The organism is Stenotrophomonas sp. BR163, from assembly GCF_047520985.2.
Lineage (GTDB): Bacteria > Pseudomonadota > Gammaproteobacteria > Xanthomonadales > Xanthomonadaceae > Stenotrophomonas > Stenotrophomonas sepilia.
This window is the reverse complement of record NZ_JAXBRE020000013.1, coordinates 77203-95574: the sequence shown is the minus strand read 5'-3', so window position 1 is coordinate 95574 and position 18372 is coordinate 77203. Positions and strand designations below refer to the sequence as shown.

The 18372-nt window shown below is 66.1% G+C and carries 17 protein-coding genes; 8 read left to right on the top strand and 9 right to left on the bottom strand.

What is annotated here, in order from left to right:
- Window positions 1-77: 77 nt before the first annotated feature.
- From ACM0PY_RS12625 to ACM0PY_RS12605, 5 genes are all read left to right on the top strand, one after another.
- Entirely contained in the window at window positions 78-683 is a 606-nt protein-coding gene (locus ACM0PY_RS12625) for a hypothetical protein (RefSeq protein WP_235646578.1), read from the top strand.
- Window positions 684-813: 130 nt separating this feature from the next.
- Window positions 814-1701, top strand: coding sequence for a DUF2628 domain-containing protein (locus ACM0PY_RS12620; RefSeq protein ID WP_134970743.1), 888 nt, complete (start codon window positions 814-816; stop codon window positions 1699-1701).
- A gap of 594 nt (window positions 1702-2295) precedes the next feature.
- A complete protein-coding gene (locus tag ACM0PY_RS12615) occupies window positions 2296-4518 on the top strand; it encodes a methyl-accepting chemotaxis protein (RefSeq protein WP_180884690.1) in 2223 nt (740 codons plus the stop codon).
- Window positions 4519-4684: 166 nt separating this feature from the next.
- The gene (locus tag ACM0PY_RS12610; RefSeq protein WP_005415760.1) at window positions 4685-5053 is read left to right on the top strand and encodes a glycine zipper 2TM domain-containing protein; all 369 of its coding nucleotides are present in this window, start codon (window positions 4685-4687) and stop codon (window positions 5051-5053) included.
- Window positions 5054-5278: 225 nt separating this feature from the next.
- Window positions 5279-6571, top strand: a complete 1293-nt coding sequence (locus ACM0PY_RS12605) for a hypothetical protein (protein WP_180895423.1) — start codon at window positions 5279-5281, stop codon at window positions 6569-6571.
- Window positions 6572-6621: 50 nt separating this feature from the next.
- Here the strand turns inward: ACM0PY_RS12605 and ACM0PY_RS12600 are convergent, their stop codons facing one another.
- The 5 genes from ACM0PY_RS12600 to ACM0PY_RS12580 all read right to left on the bottom strand — a co-directional run bounded on the left by ACM0PY_RS12600 (window position 6622) and on the right by ACM0PY_RS12580 (window position 12296).
- Window positions 6622-7743: an ABC transporter permease gene (locus tag ACM0PY_RS12600; RefSeq protein WP_180884686.1), complete on the bottom strand. Its 1122-nt coding sequence runs from the start codon at window positions 7741-7743 to the stop codon at window positions 6622-6624.
- A complete protein-coding gene (locus tag ACM0PY_RS12595) occupies window positions 7740-8927 on the bottom strand; it encodes an ABC transporter permease (RefSeq protein WP_065179657.1) in 1188 nt (395 codons plus the stop codon). The genes ACM0PY_RS12600 and ACM0PY_RS12595 overlap by 4 nt, the downstream gene beginning before the upstream one ends.
- Window positions 8912-9925: an HlyD family secretion protein gene (locus ACM0PY_RS12590; RefSeq protein ID WP_069139124.1), complete on the bottom strand. Its 1014-nt coding sequence runs from the start codon at window positions 9923-9925 to the stop codon at window positions 8912-8914. Before ACM0PY_RS12590 ends, ACM0PY_RS12595 begins: the two co-directional genes overlap by 16 nt.
- Window positions 9918-11324 (bottom strand): TolC family protein, encoded by a 1407-nt coding sequence (locus tag ACM0PY_RS12585; RefSeq protein WP_069139125.1) that lies wholly within the window; start codon window positions 11322-11324, stop codon window positions 9918-9920. The genes ACM0PY_RS12590 and ACM0PY_RS12585 overlap by 8 nt, the downstream gene beginning before the upstream one ends.
- A gap of 78 nt (window positions 11325-11402) precedes the next feature.
- Window positions 11403-12296 carry a LysR family transcriptional regulator ArgP gene (locus ACM0PY_RS12580; RefSeq protein WP_134970747.1) on the bottom strand — a complete coding sequence of 298 codons (894 nt, stop codon included), beginning with the start codon at window positions 12294-12296 and terminating at the stop codon, window positions 11403-11405.
- 104 nt (window positions 12297-12400) lie between these two features.
- On the opposite strand from ACM0PY_RS12580, the gene ACM0PY_RS12575 reads away from it, so the two are divergent.
- Complete coding sequence (locus ACM0PY_RS12575; protein WP_180884684.1) at window positions 12401-13015, top strand: LysE/ArgO family amino acid transporter; 615 nt, start codon at window positions 12401-12403, stop codon at window positions 13013-13015.
- Here the strand turns inward: ACM0PY_RS12575 and map are convergent.
- The 4 genes from map to ACM0PY_RS12555 form a co-directional block, all read right to left on the bottom strand.
- Window positions 13012-13794 carry a type I methionyl aminopeptidase gene (map, locus tag ACM0PY_RS12570; protein ID WP_134972889.1) on the bottom strand — a complete coding sequence of 261 codons (783 nt, stop codon included), beginning with the start codon at window positions 13792-13794 and terminating at the stop codon, window positions 13012-13014. The genes ACM0PY_RS12575 and map overlap by 4 nt on opposite strands.
- 7 nt (window positions 13795-13801) lie before the next feature.
- On the bottom strand, window positions 13802-14014 hold the full coding sequence (locus tag ACM0PY_RS12565; protein ID WP_006425741.1) for a ParD-like family protein: 213 nt from the start codon (window positions 14012-14014) through the stop codon (window positions 13802-13804).
- A 67-nt stretch (window positions 14015-14081) separates the two neighbouring features.
- Window positions 14082-14441 carry a bleomycin resistance protein gene (locus ACM0PY_RS12560; RefSeq protein WP_072166862.1) on the bottom strand — a complete coding sequence of 120 codons (360 nt, stop codon included), beginning with the start codon at window positions 14439-14441 and terminating at the stop codon, window positions 14082-14084.
- 149 nt (window positions 14442-14590) lie between these two features.
- On the bottom strand, window positions 14591-16711 hold the full coding sequence (locus ACM0PY_RS12555; RefSeq protein ID WP_180895486.1) for a methyl-accepting chemotaxis protein: 2121 nt from the start codon (window positions 16709-16711) through the stop codon (window positions 14591-14593).
- A gap of 183 nt (window positions 16712-16894) precedes the next feature.
- Here ACM0PY_RS12555 and ACM0PY_RS12550 point away from each other — a divergent pair, with 183 nt between their 5' ends.
- Window positions 16895-17350, top strand: coding sequence for an Rrf2 family transcriptional regulator (locus ACM0PY_RS12550; protein ID WP_072168047.1), 456 nt, complete (start codon window positions 16895-16897; stop codon window positions 17348-17350).
- The gene (locus tag ACM0PY_RS12545) at window positions 17340-18245 is read left to right on the top strand and encodes an NAD(P)/FAD-dependent oxidoreductase (RefSeq protein WP_134971754.1); all 906 of its coding nucleotides are present in this window, start codon (window positions 17340-17342) and stop codon (window positions 18243-18245) included. The genes ACM0PY_RS12550 and ACM0PY_RS12545 overlap by 11 nt, the downstream gene beginning before the upstream one ends.
- Window positions 18246-18372 lie beyond the last annotated feature (127 nt).

Here is an 18372-nt window from a genome sequence, read left to right as displayed (position 1 = left end):
TGCGATTTGTTCGCCGCGGTGCGGGCCTGGGCTTTTAGGGTCCTGGTGGCTCGATTTGTGATGACAAAGTGAGATTCTTGAATCCGCGGAAGCGGAGGGTTGAATTCAGTGGTTTGAAAAATTCTTGTTTTGGGGTGGGTATTTCCAGTGGATTCTCCGTTGCATGGGATGCGCCGATTGTTCCTGGCGTATCCATGGCAGCCATACCTCTGCATGCGTCATACGGTGATCTGGACGCGGCTATTGCTGCATTTCTGATCGACGCGGATGCTCAGTTGTACAGGTTTAAGGACGGGCCTGATCTTCGTCTGGAAAGGTATGGTCCTGACGAGCATGGAAACGGCGGGCTCCTGTTCTCCCTGCCTGGCGGTGATCGCACTGGTGATATGCCTGCGCTCTCTATTACGATCGGCGACTGGGGTGTGCGGGCGATCAAGGTTTACGCATTGGGGATGTCGTGGGATGTCGTTGCACGTAAGTCCTATCGTGGACTTGCAGCAGGTTCAGTTGGCATTGGAAGTCTGGTTTCAGATTTTCTTGGCTTCACCGAGTTGCATTTCGATGAAGCAGAGGAGTGGTTCTGTAGCGGAGGTCAGTACGCTGCCCTCGAAATTTCCGGTTGGGGTGTGCCGCTTGAGGATGAGCCGGAGCAGGTCGTGACTGCAATCTGCGTCGTGGCTTGAGAGTGTTTATGGTCGTTGCATTGAGTTCGAGTAAGGCCGCGCTTGAATGCAGGCAGGGGCATCTCAATGGCCGCAATGCTACGTGGTAAGCGGTCTTGAGTGATTTCGTGTCGAGTTTGGATGAAAAATAATGAGAGCAAGGATTGAACCCACCTTCGGCAGCGCCGTCGGTGAAGCGGTACAGAGCACGGATGCAACCTCTGATGGGCCGAGCGAGAAGGACGCACTGGCGATCGTGGTAGGAGACCGGTTCTCCACCTACCTCCACTACTGGAGGCTGTACGACGCAAGCGGCAGGGCGCCAAGGCGCTGGAACTGGCCGGCATTCCTGTTCTCGTCACTCTGGTTCTTCTTCCGGCGCATGCATGCGTGGGGCGCGATCTGGTTCATCCTTTCGCCGTTGCTGATGACCACCTTCGTGCTGCTGGGGCTGCCATGGTTGTCCTTGCTCTCCTTCGTGGTGTTTCGCGTACTTGCAGGAATCCTGGCGAATCCGCTGTACCTGGCGCATTGCCGAAGGATTGTCCGCAAGGTTGATGCCGAGCATCGCGGGGCACATCGGAGGCACGTTGAGCTGCAGAAGGCTGGCGGCGTCAGCTACACCGCTCTGGTGATCGCCTTGGCGGTAACGGCCTCACAGAACACCCTGATCAAACTGATCGTTGGTTCGATATCAGAGCCAACGCCTACGCAGTCCGCTGTGTACGTAGCGGCGAACCCGCCGGATCTGCCGAACCCGCAGATAGAGGAAGCGGAGCAGGTGGAGTACCAGGAGCAAATGCGTGAGATCGCAATGACGGCGTGGCCAGCAGGTGTTCCCATCGAGGGCAATGCCTGCATTGTCGAGCTGCGACTGGCGCCCCCGGGGCGAGTGCTGGAGGCCAATGTTCTGGAGCCCTGCACGTTGAGCGAGGAGCAGCGCGAGATGATGCTGGGCGAGATCAGGCGCACGGACTTCACGATCGAGGGGAAGATGCGGTTCTTCAACAGGCATACCCTCATCGGCTTGCGCAGGTAATGAGCATTTCGCTGTTTCTCGAAGTCGAAGCCGGTGCAGATCTGGCTGCCGTGCTGCACGCTCTGGATTCGATCCAGGCCGAGTACTCCGACGGTACTGACGGTCTGCGCGGATATCTTCCAGCATCCAACACCGGCTTCGGGATCGTCGACCCGCCGGAAGCTGTCGTAGCGGAAGGGATTAGGCCTCGTGGCAGGTGGGCCTGCTGGGTTCGTTCCATTTCCGCGCGTGCAGGTTTGAAAGCGCCTGGGAGGAAATCTGCCACTTCATCAAGCGTTACGCCGCGGCATGCGGGTTCCAGTTTGTGCTCTCTTTCCAGTTCGAGAGCATCTATGCGGCAAGGCTCGGGAAGGATCTGGTCTTCCCGGGGCCAGCTGCCCCGTAATGCCGCGCAACGGGCTGGCAGGTCCCTGTCTGATCCCATCTCGCTGCACGTGGCGATATACCTTCTGGATATAACGCCTTCGTGGTTCGTCCTATTTCACACCTGTCTGCACAGTTCCAGAGTTTTGGATCGATATAATAATACCAGCCCATAAAGTTTCCCCTGCCTGCGCCGCCATCGATCGTACGGCCATGATCAAGGGAATTGAGATGCTCGCCTTACGCAACCTCCGAGTGGGATCCCGGCTGGGTGCCGGATTTGGATTGCTGCTGCTGTTCATCGTGGCCATCGTCGGCCTGGTGCTGTACGGGAATCACCTGAAGTCCGCCCAGTTCTCGAAGGTGGTGGACGTCAACATGGTGAAGATGCGGCTGTTGAACGACATGCTGGATACCAACAACGCGGTGCTGATGCATCGCCGGCTGATGGTGATCAAGCGCGGTGAGGATTTCGACAAGGATTATCAGAAGGCGCAGGAGCTGTCGCAGACCTACGACGGCATCTGGGCCAAGTACATCAAGATTCCACGCGATGCCACCGGTGATGCCCTGGTGGCGAAGATCGACGCGGCACGCAAGGCCACCGACGCCTCCACCCAGCATCTGCACGAGCGCATGAAGGCGGGGGATTTTGACGGTGCGGCCAAGGAACTGCTCGCCGAGCACGGCCTGGCTACCGCATGGAACGAGACGATCTCGACCCTGCTGCGGCATCAGGAGACACTGACCGCGCGCAGCCGCGAGGAATACCGTTCAACCGAATCCTGGACCGGCACGCTGTCGATCGTGTTCGGCGTGCTGAGCCTGATACTGGGCTCGCTGGCCGCGTGGGCCATCACCCGCAGCCTGACCCGCCCGCTGGAAGGTGCGGTGAAGCTGGCCGACGGCATCGCCAACGGGCGGTTGGACAACAGCATCGACGCGTCCGGCAACGATGAGGTGACGCAGCTGCTCAGGTCGATGCAGCGCATGCAGGCGCAGTTGCAGTCGGTGATGGCGGCGCAGGGCGAGCTGGCCCGCCAGCACGATGCCGGCAGCCTCAGCTATCGCATGGACGAGGCTGCCTTCCCCGGCGACTACGGGCGCATGGTGCACGAGACCAATGCGCTGGTCGGCTCGCACGTGCAAGTGCAGAACCGGCTGATCGAAGTGATGAAGCATTACGCCCGTGGCGACCTGTCGGTGGACATGGATCCGCTGCCGGGCGAGAAGGCGGCGATCACCCAGGCAATGGACGAGACCAAGACCAGCCTGTCGGCGATCAACGGCGAGATCCGCCGGCTGGCGACGGCCGCGGCGGCGGGCGACTTCAGCCTGCGCGGCGATGAAGATCGCTTCGCCTATGATTTCCGCGACATGGTGGCTGGACTCAATCGCCTGATGCAGACCACCGACGAGAACCTGGTGCAGGTGTCGACGCTGCTGCAGGCGATCTCGCGCGGTGACCTCACCGTACGCATGCAGGGCGACTTCCACGGCGTGTTCGCCCGCATGCGCGATGACTGCAATGCCACCGTCGATCAGCTCAAGCAGATTGTCGGTCGCATCCAGTCCAGTGCGTCCAGCATCAACCTCGCAGCAGGCGAGATTGCCTCGGGCAACACCGATCTGTCGCGGCGTACCGAACAGCAGGCGGCAAACCTGGAAGAGACCGCAGCATCGATGGAGGAACTGACCTCCACCGTGAAGCAGAACGCCGAGCATGCACGCCAGGCCAATCAGCTCGCCATCGGCGCGCACGGTGTCGCCTCGCAGGGCGGCGAGGTGGTCGGCCAGGTGGTCACCACGATGTCGGCCATCGAAGCCTCGTCGAAGAAGATCGCCGAGATCATCAGTGTCATCGACGGCATCGCCTTCCAGACCAACATCCTGGCCTTGAACGCGGCGGTGGAAGCCGCGCGTGCCGGCGAGCAGGGCAGGGGCTTTGCGGTGGTGGCCAGTGAGGTGCGCACGCTGGCACAGCGCTCGGCCGGTGCAGCCAAGGAGATCAAGGGCCTGATCGAGGATTCGGTCGGCAAGGTCGCCGATGGATCGGCGCTGGTCCGCCAGGCAGGCACCACGATGGGCGAGATCGTGGCGTCGGTGCAGCGCGTGACCGACATCATGGCTGATATCTCCGCCGCATCGCAGGAGCAGAGCTCGGGCATCGAGCAGGTGAACCAGGCTGTGGTGCAGATGGATGAGACCACGCAGCAGAATGCGGCGCTGGTGGAAGAGGCCAGTGCAGCGGCACGCTCGATGGAAGAGCAGGCCAACCTGCTGGCTGAGGCGGTTTCGGTGTTCCGCACGGGGGCGGCGACGGCAGCGGCGGTGGTACGCCCCGCATTGGCAGCGGTAGCTGCGACGGTCACTCCGGTACGCCGGCCCGCTGCGCTTTCACCCCGCATCGAACCGACAGTGGCGGCCAACGCCGGTGGCTGGGAAGAGTTCTAGCAAGGCAGCACGCCGGTAGGGAGACGGCGCCCATCACGATGGCTGATCGTGATGGGCGCGGATTTTCTTCCTGAACGCGCGATGGCCGATGAGCTGGCGGACACGCGCATTTCACCTTGGGTTGCCAACCGCGGGAGGACACTTGCGCCATACCGGAACTCAGGAGATGGCCATGAAGACCTCGACCCGATTGCTTGTGCTGGGCACCCTGCTGGCGGCTTCGTCGGTGGCCGGCGCGCAGACGTATGGCCCGCGCGATGAGGGACGCAAGTTCAACGACGGCAGCCGCGTGGTCTGCAAGAACGTGGAAGTGCAGCGCAACTCGCGCGATCCGAACCGCATTGCCGGTACGGCCACGGGCGCAGTGATCGGCGGCCTGCTGGGCAACCAGGTGGGCGGCGGCAATGGCAAGAAGCTCGCTACCGTGGCCGGTGCCGTTGCTGGTGGTGCGGCGGGTCGCCAGATCCAGGGCAACAGCCAGCAGAAGAACGGCGACCGCGTGGTCGAGCGCCGTTGCGAGCGCGTCTATCGTTGATCGGTTGCCGACAGCGCCCGTCCCCCCTTGCACATCGCAGTACTCGAACGCCGGCCCCGCGCCGGCGTTCTTCGTTCCGGACCTGTATCGCTGACTCCGGCGCCGTGCCTATACTGCGCCGACTCAACGGATGAATGTCCAGTGAACGAATCGGCTCCAGCTCCCCAACCGGCACCGCTCGCAAGGCATGACCCGATACCGGAAGCGACTGCCCATCCCCATCGGGTGCGTGATCGCACCGATGAACTCGAGCTCTTCATTTCGGGCCTGCTGGCGTTCGCGCTGCTGGCCGTGCCGGGTTATCTGTTCGACGCCTGGGCGCGCAGCAGCCTGCACACCGAAGGCATGTACTTCCAGATGCTCTGGTTCGGTTTCAGCATCAGTGTCGGCATGTGCTATGTGCTGGCAGTGGCCTTGATCATCCACCTCACGGTGCGCGGCTACTGGATCGGGCTGATCGGCCTCAGGTCGCATTTCCCCGATGGCATTGACTGGGACCGCCTGCCAAGAATGGGGGCGGTCACGCGCGCCTTCCTGCAGGCCCGGGACGGAGGCCTCGATGGCAGCATCGAACGTGCCGACCGGCTGGCGACGATGCTGTTCTCGACCACCCTGCTTGCCGTACAGACATTGGCGGGCACTCTGGTATTGGCCGTCCTGACGCTTGGTGTGTCGATGGTGATCGGCGCGCTGTCCGGCGGCGCCGATCATGTCGCCATGCTCGCCCTGTGCACCGTGCTGGCCGCAATGTTGGCGCTGGCTGTTACCCCCGGGATTTTGGAGAAGATCGTGGCGCGGCGGCAGGCGCGCGGGCAGCCCCATGAGCGACCGCAGCGACTGCTGCAGGGCATGCTGGCGGCACTGCAACGGGTTCCGCTGTTGCGCCTGATGCAGACCATGCAGCTGACCATGCAGAGCAACCTGCGCTCGCGTTCGTTCATGGCGGCCTACCTGTTCGCGGTGCTGGTAGCGATGCTGCTGGCGGCCGTGCAGGTGATGGCGTCGTTGAAGTTCTCGCTGTTCAACCGTTACCAGATCGTCACCGAAGCGGCGGTTGAGCACGGCATGCTGAGTGCGCATTACGAATCGATGCGTTCGGCGCATGACCAGCTGCTGCCGTACCCGATGATCCCGTCGGACACGATCAGCGGTGCGCAGCTTCGTTTGTTCATTCCGCATCGCCCGCAACGCGACAATCCGCTGGCGCGCCAGCATTGCACCGCACTTCCGGACGCGCGCAATGAGGCCACCGGGCAACAGGCCGCCAATGCCGCAGTGGAGTGCCTTTCCCGGCTCTGGCAGGTCAAGCTGGACGGCACCCCGGTCGACCTGCATGGCTTCGTGCCCATGGAGCGGCGTGACCTGGATATGCGCGGCCTAGTGGGGTACCTGCCTACCCGGGGGCTCGCACCCGGACGCCATGACCTGGAACTGGTGTGGAATGCTGCAGGCGGCGAGCGGGGGGGCGGACGGCGCCGCGCGTTCCGCATCCCGTTCTGGTATGCCCCGGATCCATAAACGTGGGCCAAAGCGGCCATGCCGCGCCGCTTGAACAGGCCGCTTACGACTTAATTCCCTCCGTCCCCTTTTTTGGCGAGGAGGCGCCAGGTGGCGAGGCTACCGTAGAGCAGCAGCAGGACGGTGAGGGTGATCAGTTCGTGGCTGATGTCGGCCAGGCGGGCGTCCATCTGGTTCAGGCGCACCATCAGGTTGATGCCCGAGGTGGTCGGCAGCAGCTGTGCCAGCCAGACCAGCGGTTGCGGCGTCATCACCGTCGGCCACGACAGGTTGGCGAGGAAAAACAGCGGGATGGACGTGGCGATGATGTACTGGAACGCGCGTTCGCGGGTACGGAAGAAGCTGCCGATGAACAGGCCGAACGCCACCGTCGCGGCGATGAACAAAGTGCCGCCCAGCAGCTGGCCCAGCGGGTTGCCTCCTCGTGGATAGTCCTGCACCCAGGCGGTGAAACCGGCGTACCAGAACAGGCCGAACAGGCCGATCAGGCCGAAGCCCAACGCCATCCCGGCCAGGGTCGGGAGGTCGAAGCGCGGGCGCCGGCCGAGCGCGAGGCGGCGGCCGCCGAGGAGAACGCCGATGCCCATCAACAGCGTCTGGTGCACGATCAGCTCGGCCACGCCGGGCACGATGGCGCTGCCATAGCCTTCCTGGGTGTTGTACAGCGGGCGCTGTACCAGGGTGACCGGCGGTGCCTGTGGCGCGCCCATGAAGGCGGCCTGGCCGACCACGGCGTCGCGCCCGAATGCGCCCAGTGCATCGGCTACGCTGCCCAGCACCCAGCTGGCGCGGCCCAGGTAGGCACCGTTGCCAAGCAATACCAGCTTGGCCGGATGGCCGCGCAGGATGTCGCGCTCCAGGTTGGCCGGGATCACGACGATGCCTTCGGCGTGGCCGGCTTCGAGCTGCTGGCGTGCGCTGTCGACGTCCGCCGGTTGCCCGACCACGCGCGCAACGCGCAGCGCGTCGAGCTTGCGCAGCAGCTCGCGGCTGGTCGCGCTATGGTCTTCGTCCACCACCAGCACCGGCAGGTTGCCGGCCACCTGGTGCCGGTAGGCGGCTGGATAGAAGAACGAATACAGGATCACCGCACCGACCATCACCACGATCGCGTAGCGGTCGCACAGCACCGCCATCAGGGTCTGCCGCAGGCTGCGCCAGAGCATGCTCATGCGTCAGCCCCTGCGGATTGTGCGGCGGCAGGCGTGCGTGCAAAGGCGATCAGGCGCAGGCCGCCGATGCCACCGGCCACCACCGTCATCAACAGCAGCGTAGCCAGCGGCCATGCCGAAACCTGCAGCGGCGAGCCGATGAACTGCTGCTGGGTCTGCAGCTTGATGTAGGCGCTCAATGGCAGCAGCTGGTGCCAGACGCGGGTAAACAACGGCCCGTCCAGCACCGGGAAGGTGGCACTGGAAAACGCCAGTGCGGTGCCGATGCTCAGACCCACCGCGGACAGTGCGGTACCCATGTCGCGGGTGACGCCGACGAAAAACAACGCGTAGGTGGCCGTGGCCAGGTAGAACAGGGGCTGTGCGAGCAGCAGCAGGAGCACGCTGCCGGCCACACCATCGCCGCGCAGCCAGGCCAGGTAGCCGATGCCGAGCGCGCCATACAGCGAGAACAGCAGGAGGTACGGCGCGACCTTGCCGGCGATCGCCGACCACGGCGTGCGAGCCAGCCAGGCGGGCAGGGTGCCATCGCGGATCTCGCGGCCGAGGCTGCCGGCCACCGCAAGTGCCAGTACCAGTGACAGCACCGCCGGGAAGATCAGTGGCAGCAGGAACAATTCGTAGCTGCGCGCCGGGTTGTAGAGGATGTCCGACTGCACCGCGATCGGCGCCGCGCGCAGCTTGCCCGGGCCAACCTGCAGGCCGATGCGCTCGCGCAGCAGGCGTGCGTTCCATGCGGAAACCGCGTCGCCGATGTCGCGCGACGCGGACTGGCCGGTGGTCATGTAGGTGGCGTTGTAATAGGCGAACACCGTGCCCTGGCGCCCACGCAGCGCCTGCCGGGTGACATCGCGCGGCACCAGCACGATGGCGAACACGTCCAGGCTGCGCAGCTGCGAACGTGCCTCCTCCAGGTCCGCTGGCTGGCTGGCGACGCGTACGCCGGGACTTGCGTCGAGCATGCGCAGCAGCAGGCGGCTGTCACTGCTGTGGTCAAGGTCGACCACAGCAATCGGGATATCGCGCATCACCGACGGCGTGAACATCCATGCCATCACTACCAGCATCAGTAGTGGCAGCAGGGTGACCAGCAGCAGGTCGGCACGGTTGCTGCGCAGCGACTGCAGCTCGCGCCGCCACGAAGCGGCGAAGCCGTTGCGGTCCGGGCTCAGTGCTGGGGCCATGCGAACAGCACGCTCATGCCGGGGCGGAAGCCCTCGATGCGGCGTACCGGGCGCACCCGCACCTCGAAGCTGCGGACGTCATAGCCGGACGACTGGCGGGTGGTACGCCAGGTTGCGTAGTCGCCGGCCGGATTGATGAAGTAGACCTCGAACTCACCATCCAGGCCCAGCGCCGGCACGCTGCCCTGCAGTTTGCTGCCGACCTTCAGGCCCTGCATCTGCGATTCGCGCAGGTTCATCGCCACCCACATGCGGTCGATGTCGACCAGGGTGAACACCGGATAGCCGGCCGGCACCAGCTCGCCCGGATCGGCCATGCGCTTGTTGATCTCGCCCGCCACCGGCGCACGTCCTTCCACTTCTGCTCGCGCGGCGTTGACCTCGGCCACCGCGCCCTGCGCCTGCTGTACCTGGCCCTGCGCGGCGCGCTTGTCCTGCTCGCGGGCGCCGGCCAATGCCATGTCGTACTGCGCGCGGGCGGCGCGGGCCAGTTCGCGCGAACTGGTGGCCTGGGCATGCGCTTCATCGCGCTTCTGCCGGGTCATCACCCCTTCGTTGTACAGGTTCTGCACGCGCTGGTAGGTCGCTTCGGCCAGCGTCGCGCCGGCTTCGGCCCGCTTCCAGTTCGCTTCGGCGGCGCGGATGTCTTCGCTGCGCGCGCCTTCGTCGGCCTTGTCGGCCACCGCCTGCGCAGCGGCCAATGCGCCGTGCGCCTGCTGTTCCTTGGCGGCCACTTCGGGACTGTCGAGCAGGAACAGCACCTGCCCGGGCTGCACGCGATCGCCCTCGCGCACCTTCAGCTCGGCCACGCGCGCGGTGATCTTGGCGGCCACGTTGATCGTGTCCGCATCGGCCATGCCCTGGATCTGGTCGGCCGGGCTGCGCCAGGCCAGCCACAGGCCGAGCACCACCGCGACCAGCAGGACCACCAGCAGGATCGGTCCCAGCCGTCGCTTGCCGGGGGGCGTCGTCGCATCGTCGTGCAGCACATCACTCATGGTCGATCACCTCGTCCGCACGCCGCCGGAATTCTTCGAAACGGTCCATCTGTCCACTGATCTCCAGCAACTGTGCCAGCGCAATGTCGTATTGGTAGGCGGCCTGTGCGCGCTCGACACGGGCGCCGCCCAGGCCGAGCCGCGCATCGATCACATCCAGCGAGGTGGCCTGGCCTTCGCGGAATGCCAGCTCCTGCAGGCGCAGGTTTTCCTGTGCCTGGGCGATGCTGCTGTCGAGCAGCACGAACTGCTGGCGCGCGGTCTCAAGTTCGTTCCAGGCCTTGCGCACGCCCAGTGCGACCTGGTTCTCGGCCTCGCGCAGGCCCGCTTCGGCCTGCTCCTGCTGCGCACGCGCGGCGCTGATCTGCGCCGGCCGCGAGTTCGGCGACAGGAAGGTGTACTTCAGGCCGATGCCGAACGCCCAGTCCGGGTCGGTCAGCATCTCGTCGCGGCGACGGAAGTCGTACTGGCCGAAGGCGAAGATCTGCGGCTTCAGCTTGGCCTGCTGCACGCGCACGCCCTGTTCGGCCTGCGCCACCATCGCCCGCAAGCGCGCGATCTGCGGCTGGCGCGCCTGCGCCGTGCGCTCGAAGCTGGCCACCGGTTCCAGCGGCACGCGCTGCACGAACAGCGGCGACACCGGCTGCACCTCGCCACCACTGCGCAGCAGCGTGGCCAGCGCGGCCTTCAGCGTAGCCAGATCGTTCACCGTCTTCTGGTAGTCGCGCTCGGCCTTGTCGCGGGCCACGGTGGCCTGCAGGCGCTGGGCGCGGGTGGCAAAGCCCTCGCGCTCCAGCTTTTCTGCATCGGACAGGTGGCGGTTGAGGCCGTCGCGTACGTCGCGGCGCACGTCCACCGCCTGCTCGGCCAGGCGCTGGCCGAAGTAGGCCTGGGCCAGCTGCACGGTCAATGATTGGCGCTGTGCCTCGCGCTCGGCGTTGGCCTGCTCATGGGCGGCGCTGGCCGCACGTTGCGCGGCCGGGATCACGCCGCCGGTGTACAGCGGCAGCACCGCGGTCACTACCGGGCGTGTACGCCAGTCGCGCTCGGTGAACGACAGCGGCGAATCGATTCCGAAGGCTTCAGCCACGGGCGCCAGCGAACCCAGTGGCAGGGTCAGGGTCTTCTGGAACTGCAGGCGGCGCACTTCGCCGGTGATCTCCGGCAGGCGCAGCAGGCGCGTGGCGTCCTGCAGGTCCTGCTTGTTGCGCACCGCTGCATCTGCGGCGGCCAGTGCATCGGAGACCTGCTCCAGGCGTTGGCGTGCCTGTTCCCAGTCCAATGCGGGGGCGTCGTTGCTGTTCTGCGCGGACGCAGCGGTTGGCAGGCAGGTCGCCAGCACCAGCGCCAGCGCGGCCTTCGCGCGGTGCATCCTTGTACGTCGGCCGATCACGCCCATGCCGTCCCAGTGGTAAAGAAGTGCGCAAACGGTAGTGCGCGCGGCGTGAAGCCCGAGTCTGCGGTCATCGGATTGTCCTCAACGAAGGGTGCCGCTGGCTGCAGTGCGCAGCGCCTGGGTGATGTGCTGCAGCGTGCTTGAGCGCACGGCGGCATGTTGCCAGTACAGCGGCACATCCAGCCAGCGGCGGGGTTCCAGTACCACCACGCGGCCGGCGCGCACGGCGGGCGCGACCAGGGTTTCCGGGGCCATGCCCCAACCGAGTCCGCACGCGGCGGCTTCGACGAAACCGGTGGAAGAGGGCAGGTAGTGTAGCGGCGGCTGCAGTCGCGCGCGGGTCAGGCGCCGCACGAAGCGCCATTGCAGTTCATCCTTGCGGTTGAACACCAGCATCGGTGCGCGCGCCAGGGCCGCGGCCTGCATGCCATCGTTGAAGTACTGGCGGGCGAAGCCGGGCGAAGCGATCGCGTGGTAGCGCATGGCGCCTAGCGGGTGCACGTTGCAGCCCTTCACCGGCTGGCTTTCGGCGGTGACTGCGCCGAGCACGCTGCCATCGCGCAGCAGCTGCAGGGTGTGGTCCTGGTCGTCCATGCGCAGGTCGAACAGGTAGCCATGGCGCTGGTGCAGGTCGGCGACGGCCGGCACGAACCAGGTATCAAGCGAGTCGTCGTTGACTGCCAGGGGGATGGGCGTACGCGCAGCGTCGTTGTCACGCTCGGGTAGCAGCTCGGCCAGCGCCTCGGCTTCCAGCGCCTGCATCGGGCGTACCCGGCGCAGCAGCGCTTCACCCGCGGCGGTCGGTCGGCAGGGGGCCTGGCGAACCAGCAACACCTGCCCGAGCCTGTCTTCCAGCGCCTTGATCCGTTGCGACAGTGCTGATGGGCTGATCGACAGGCGGCGTGCCGCAGCCTCGAAGCTGCCTTCTTCCAGCACCGCAGCGAATGCGGCCAATTGTGGATGTACCAGATCCATGCCGGTGCCCTTCAGTTTTTCTGCACAGGATAAAGAAAAACCAGATTGTCTTAACCGGCCGTTGGCCGCACCCTGCGCATCCCTTCGCTGCCTGGCTTGTCCTGATGTGGATCGCCGCTGCCGCCGCCGGCCTGTTCGCAGGTGCCGGCCTGATCATCGCCATCGGTGCGCAGAACGCCTTCGTGCTGCGCCAGGGCCTGCAGCAGCGCCATGTGGGGAAGGTGGTGCTGGCCTGCGCCGGCGCGGACATCGTGCTGATCCTGGCGGGCGTGGGCGGCATGGGCGCGCTGGTGCTGCAGTGGCCGCTGCTGCTGCAGGGGCTGCGCTTCGGTGGCGCGGCCTTCCTGCTCTGGTATGGCGTGCAGGCGGGGCTGCGCGCATGGCGCGGTGGCAGTGCGCTGGCCGCCGCCGAGGCGCAGGGCGGCAGCGGACGGCAGGTGCTGCTGACCTGCCTGGCCTTCACCCTGCTCAACCCGCATGTCTATCTGGATACGGTGGTGCTGCTGGGCAGCCTGTCCACGCGTTACCCGGGTGACCTGCGCTGGGCCTTCGCCGCCGGGGCCTGCGTGGCCAGCGTGGCCTGGTTCTGCTCGCTCGGCTATGGGGCGCGCCTGTTGCAGCCGGTGTTCCGCAGGCCGAGTGCCTGGCGGGTGCTGGATGCAGGCGTGGCGATGTTCATGCTCTGCCTGGCCACGCTACTGCTGTTGCGTCCGCTCTAGGTCGCGTCCACTACGCACAGTGGCGCTTCGCCGGGGCGCAGGGTCAGTACGCGCACACCGTTGCGGGTGACCGCCACCGTGTGCTCGAACTGCGCCGACAGCTTGCCGTCGCGGGTGTAGACCGGCCATTCGTCCGGCTGCTGGCGGATGGCCGGCTTGCCCTGGTTGAGCATCGGCTCGATGGTGAACACCATGCCCTCCTCCAGCACCCTGCCGGTGTTGGGATGGCCGTAGTGCAGGATCTGCGGTTCCTCGTGCATTTCCTGGCCGATGCCATGGCCGCAGTATTCCTTCACCACGCTGTAGCCGTGACTGCGCGCGTGGCGGGCGATGGCGTGGCCGATGTCGCCCAGGCGTGCACCGGGGCGCACCGCAGCGATGCCTTTCCACATCGCCTGGTAGGCGGTCTGCACCAGCCTGCGCGCGGCGTAGTCGACCTTCCCGACCAGGTAGGTGGTGCTGGAGTCGGCGATGTAGCCGTTCTTCTCCAGGGTGATGTCGAGGTTGACGATCTGGCCATTGCGCAGCACGTCGGTGGTGCTGGGCACGCCGTGGCAGACCACGTTGTCGATCGAGGTGTTGAGCACATACGGGAAGCCGTACTGGCCCTTGCTGGCCGGCCGCGCCTGCAGTTCATCGACGATCATGCGTTCGACGAACTCGTTGATCTCCATCGTGCTGCGGCCCTGCAGTGGCAGCTGGTCGAGCGCGGCGAACACCTGCGCCAGCAGGCGCCCGGATTCGGCCATCAGCGCGATTTCGTGCGGCTGCTTGATCACCGCCACGTCAGGCCCGCCCGGGTGCCAGCGCCTGTGGCTGCACGCCGGCTGCGCGCAGTTCGCTGGCGACGATGTCCTGGAAACTCAGCGTGGGGTTCATTTCGCACAGCATGCCGACCCGGATCCAGAAGTTGGCCTGGGCGTTGATCGAGCGGCTGGAGACGGTGCAGGCACGGCGCAGCTGGTCGTGCAGGGTGTCATCGATGTTGACGATGCCCATCGGCGGTCCTGGAGTGGGAATATACGAAGCGTATATGTTTCGTATATCCGCCTCAAGCCCGCGTTGTTCAGTCCAGGTGGGTGGCAAAGCGCAGGCGGTTGCCGTCGGGGTCGCGCAGCAGCATTTCGCGGCTGCCCCAGTCGGTGTCATGCGGTGGCTGCTCGATCGGCACGTTGGCGGCGCTGAAGGCGCGGTACAGGCTGTCGACGTCGTCGACGATGAAGTACACCGCGCCGCCTACCTCGCAGTCACCGCTGTGCTCGGTGAGGAAGATCGTCTGGCCATCGCGGGTGAGTTGGGCGAACAGCGGGAAGCCGGACTCGAAGCGGTGTTCCCAGTCGACCACGAAACCCAGCCCCTGCACGTAGAACGGCAGGGTGGTGTCGGCGTGGCGCATGCGCAGTTGCGGGATGACGGTCTGGGGCATGGCGGCGGCTCTTGGGGACAGGAGCCCAGTGTAGTGCCGGCCGCTGGCCGGCATTCCTGTGAGCCCGGGAACAACGGGGTTGCCGGCCAGCGGCCGGCACTACCGTTCATCGCGGGGTAGTGCCGGCCGCTGGCCGGCAAGCGGATCAATCAGGCTGCGCGGGCCAGCGCGTCCTTCGTTGCGGCGGCGGCCGACAGGTCGAACACATCGACCGCATCGATCAACCGGTTCGCCTGCTGTTCCAGGCTGCGCGCCGCGGCGCTGGCTTCTTCCACCAGCGCGGCGTTCTGCTGGGTGGTGCCGTCCATCTGGATCACCGTCTGGCTGACCTGTTCGATCCCTGCGCTCTGCTCCTGCGACGCCGCAGAGATCTCGGCCATGATGTCGGTCACGCGCTGCACCGAGGCGACGATCTCGGCCATGGTGTCACCGGCCTCGCGCACGCGCTGCGCACCCTCACCGACCTGTTCCACCGACGCCTCGATCAGCGACTTGATTTCCTTTGCCGCCGCCGCAGAGCGCTGTGCCAGCGTGCGCACTTCGCTGGCAACCACCGCGAATCCGCGGCCCTGCTCACCGGCGCGTGCCGCTTCCACCGCGGCGTTCAGCGCCAGGATGTTGGTCTGGAACGCGATGCCATCGATCACGCTGATGATGTCGGCGATCTGCCGCGACGACGTTTCGATCGCACCCATGGTCGCCACCACCTGCCCGACCACGCTGCCACCGTGTGAGGCGACACCCTGTGCACCGATCGCCAGCTGGTTGGCCTGGCGCGCGTGTTCGGCGTTCTGGCGCACGGTGGAGGTCAGCTCTTCCATGGATGCAGCAGTCTCTTCCAGATTGGCGGCCTGCTGCTCGGTGCGGCGGGACAGATCATTGTTGCCGGCGGCGATCTCCGCGGCGGCGGTGTGGATGTTGCCGGAGGCGTGCTTGATGTCGGTGACGATGGTCGCCAGCTGCGTGGCGGTGGTATTGGCATCGCCGGCGATACGCGCGAACACACCCTGGAAATCACCGTGCATGCGCGCGCCGAGGCGGCCGCCGGCGATGGCACGCAGCATGCTGGAGACCTCGCCCAGGTTCAGCTCGGTAGTCTGCATCAGACGGTTGAGGCCCTCGACCATCGCGCGGAAGTCATGCTCGAAGCGCGCGCTGTCGCCGCGCTGGCTGAAGTCACCGGCGGCCGCCGCTTCGGCCAGGCGGCGGATTTCGCCGTTGATCGCACCGAGGTTGTGCTTGACCGCATCCAGCGCTTCGGTGATCACTGCCTTCTCGCCGGGCAGGCGTTCCATGTCCTGGCTGAGGTCGCCGACGGCGTAGCGGCCCATGATCGAGATCGCGCGCATCTTCACCCGGATGTGCGCGTCGACCAGCGTGTTGCAGTCGGCCACCATGGTGCCGAACGCGCCGGGGAAGGCAGCGGCGTCCATGCGATGGCTGATGGTGCCGGCCTCGTGCGCCTGGGCCATCGCGGCCTGCGCATCCAGCACGCCGCGCAGCGTGGACTGCAACGCCTGCATCGCCTGGGCGAGGCGTCCGATCTCGTCGCGGCTGCGCACCTGCACCACGTGCTGCAGGTCGCCGGCAGCCACTGCGCGTGCAGCGGCTTCCACCGCCAGTACCGGCTGCACCACGGCGCGCCGCAGCCACCAGGACAGGCCGATCAGCAACAGCACGGCGGCCAGCACCGTCAATGACGCGCACAGCAGCAGGGTCTGCCGCGCCTGCTGCGAACGTGCCGCCAGCGCCGCTTCGGCCACCTGCGTGGCATGCCTGCTCAATGCATCCAGTGCGGTCGCCACCGCGCGATCCTTGCCGCGCACGAGGGTGTCGCCGGCGGCGGGATCGTAGCCGGCCGCGGCAAATGCCTGCAGCGCCGCGTGATAGTCCTGCTGCAGCTGCGCGTGCAGGCCGATGAACGCCTGCGCCAGTTCACGCGTGCGCGCGTCCGGGCTGGTCACCAGGCCCTTGGCCAGCCGTTCGACCAGGCGGCCTTCGTTGTCGAAGGCGTCCAGATGGCGCTGACGCAACGCGTCGTCGTGACCACGCAGCAGCACGTTCTTCCATTCCTGCACCTGGCCGCGGAACTCACGCTGCAGGCGTTCGGCGTCGCGGCTGTGCGCGACTTCGGGTGGAACCTCGGTGGACAACTTGAACCAGGCGGAGGCCAGGCCAGCCAGCGCGCACAGCAGGACCACGGCCAAGCCAACAGAAACCGCGCCGAGCAGCTTGGACTGCAGGCGCGGAGCACGGACAGACGCATTCATCGGGAAGCACTCTCGGGAAGGGGCAATGCGGTATCGACCCGCCAAGCTCCCGCTGAAGTGCGACGAACATCACATTAGCGTTTCGTTTACTGATGTGAAGAAAGTGTTTCATAGGACAAATGTGTCCATATGGAACGAATACGGACCCTGGACAGGGGATATAAATGTAACTAATGTAGTTACATGAAATCCGCGAACCTGCTCTCTGACGCCCTGCACGTGATGGCGCACCTGGTCGGCCAGGACGGCCCGCGCACCTCCGAGCAGCTGGCGTCCTGCCTGCCGACCCATCCGGTGGTGATCCGTCGCCTGCTGGCGCAGCTGCACAGGGCGGGCCTGGTTCACAGCGCCCGTGGTCATGGCGGTGGCAGCCAGTTGGCCCGCGATGCCGCAGCCATCACCCTGCATGACGTCTACCTGGCGGTGGGCGCACCGTCGCTGGTACAGGTCGGTACCCGTGATTCCGGCGGTGGCTGCCCGATCCAGCAGCTGGTCAACAGCGCTTTGCTGGAGGGTGCACGCGAAGCACAGCGCCTGCTCGAACAGCGCCTGCGGGCGACCACGCTGGACAAGCTCGGCGCCGACTTCGCCCGCCATCTCGCCCATCACCGTTCCCTGGAAGGTCACCATGAATCCTGATGTGCTCATCGTCGGCGGCAGCTATGCCGGCATTGCCGCCGGCCTGATCCTGGCCCGTGCCCGCCGCCCGGTCACCGTCATCGACGCAGGTTTGCCGCGCAATCGTTTCGCCAGCCATTCGCACGGGGTGCTGGGGCTGGATGGCATCAGCGGCGCCGAGCTGCTGAAGACCGCGCGCCAGCAGCTGCTGGATTACCCCAGCGTGCGCTGGGTGCATGCCGAGGCCGTGCAGGCCACCGCCGGCGCAGTGGGTGTGGAAGTGCGCACGGCCGATGGCCAGGTGCTGGCCGCGCGCAAGCTGCTGCTGGCCAGCGGTATCGCCGACGAGCTGCCGGAGCTGCCCGGGCTCGCCGAGCGCTGGGGCAGCACCGTGCTGCACTGCCCCTATTGCCATGGTTACGAGGTGGGCGGGGGTGCCATCGGGCTGCTTGGCGGGCATCCGATGTCCGCCAGCAAGGCGCCGCTGTTTGCCGACTGGGGCAATGTCACCTTCTTCAGCCAGGGCCTGCCGATCACCGATGAGGAACGGGCTGCCATGCAGCAGCGCGGCGTGCGGATCGAGACGTCGCCGGTGCTGGGCGTGCAGGGCGACCAGCCGACCTGGCTGGAAGTGGAGCTGGCCGATGGCCGCCGCATCGCCCAGCGTGCGCTGTTCGTGCCGGCCACCCAGGCGATGGCCACGCCGCTGGTGCAGCAGCTGGGCTGTGCATTGGCCGAGAGCCCGCTGGGCGAGTTGATCGAGGTCGACATGATGAAGCAGACCTCGGTGCCGAACGTGTATGCCGCAGGCGATGCGACGACGGTCGGCAACATCACCCTGGCGATGGCCGAAGGCGTGCGCGCGGGCATCGGCGTGCACCACGCGCTGGTGGCCGAAGACAGCAGCGCGCGCTGAACGTTGCACAGGTAGAGGCCGACCTTGGCAGGCGCCGTTCCCTCCACGCATGGCGTGGATCTACTGCAGGGCGGTCGAGCATGATTGATGCGCGGTGGGTGCCGGCCTTGGCCGGCACCGCTCCATT

Bases quoted from the DNA above. Each gene is read 5' to 3' on its own strand.
- ACM0PY_RS12620 (WP_134970743.1), top strand. From the start codon at position 814: ATGAGAGCAAGGATTGAACCCACCTTCGGCAGCGCCGTCGGTGAAGCG.
- ACM0PY_RS12615 (WP_180884690.1), top strand. From the start codon at position 2,296: ATGCTCGCCTTACGCAACCTCCGAGTGGGATCCCGGCTGGGTGCCGGA.
- ACM0PY_RS12610 (WP_005415760.1), top strand. From the start codon at position 4,685: ATGGCCATGAAGACCTCGACCCGATTGCTTGTGCTGGGCACCCTGCTG.
- ACM0PY_RS12600 (WP_180884686.1), bottom strand. From the start codon at position 7,743: ATGAGCATGCTCTGGCGCAGCCTGCGGCAGACCCTGATGGCGGTGCTG.
- ACM0PY_RS12595 (WP_065179657.1), bottom strand. From the start codon at position 8,927: ATGGCCCCAGCACTGAGCCCGGACCGCAACGGCTTCGCCGCTTCGTGG.
- ACM0PY_RS12590 (WP_069139124.1), bottom strand. From the start codon at position 9,925: ATGAGTGATGTGCTGCACGACGATGCGACGACGCCCCCCGGCAAGCGA.
- ACM0PY_RS12585 (WP_069139125.1), bottom strand. From the start codon at position 11,324: ATGGGCGTGATCGGCCGACGTACAAGGATGCACCGCGCGAAGGCCGCG.
- ACM0PY_RS12580 (WP_134970747.1), bottom strand. From the start codon at position 12,296: ATGGATCTGGTACATCCACAATTGGCCGCATTCGCTGCGGTGCTGGAA.
- ACM0PY_RS12575 (WP_180884684.1), top strand. From the start codon at position 12,401: ATGTGGATCGCCGCTGCCGCCGCCGGCCTGTTCGCAGGTGCCGGCCTG.
- ACM0PY_RS12565 (WP_006425741.1), bottom strand. From the start codon at position 14,014: ATGGGCATCGTCAACATCGATGACACCCTGCACGACCAGCTGCGCCGT.
- ACM0PY_RS12560 (WP_072166862.1), bottom strand. From the start codon at position 14,441: ATGCCCCAGACCGTCATCCCGCAACTGCGCATGCGCCACGCCGACACC.
- ACM0PY_RS12555 (WP_180895486.1), bottom strand. From the start codon at position 16,711: ATGAATGCGTCTGTCCGTGCTCCGCGCCTGCAGTCCAAGCTGCTCGGC.
- ACM0PY_RS12550 (WP_072168047.1), top strand. From the start codon at position 16,895: ATGAAATCCGCGAACCTGCTCTCTGACGCCCTGCACGTGATGGCGCAC.
- ACM0PY_RS12545 (WP_134971754.1), top strand. From the start codon at position 17,340: ATGAATCCTGATGTGCTCATCGTCGGCGGCAGCTATGCCGGCATTGCC.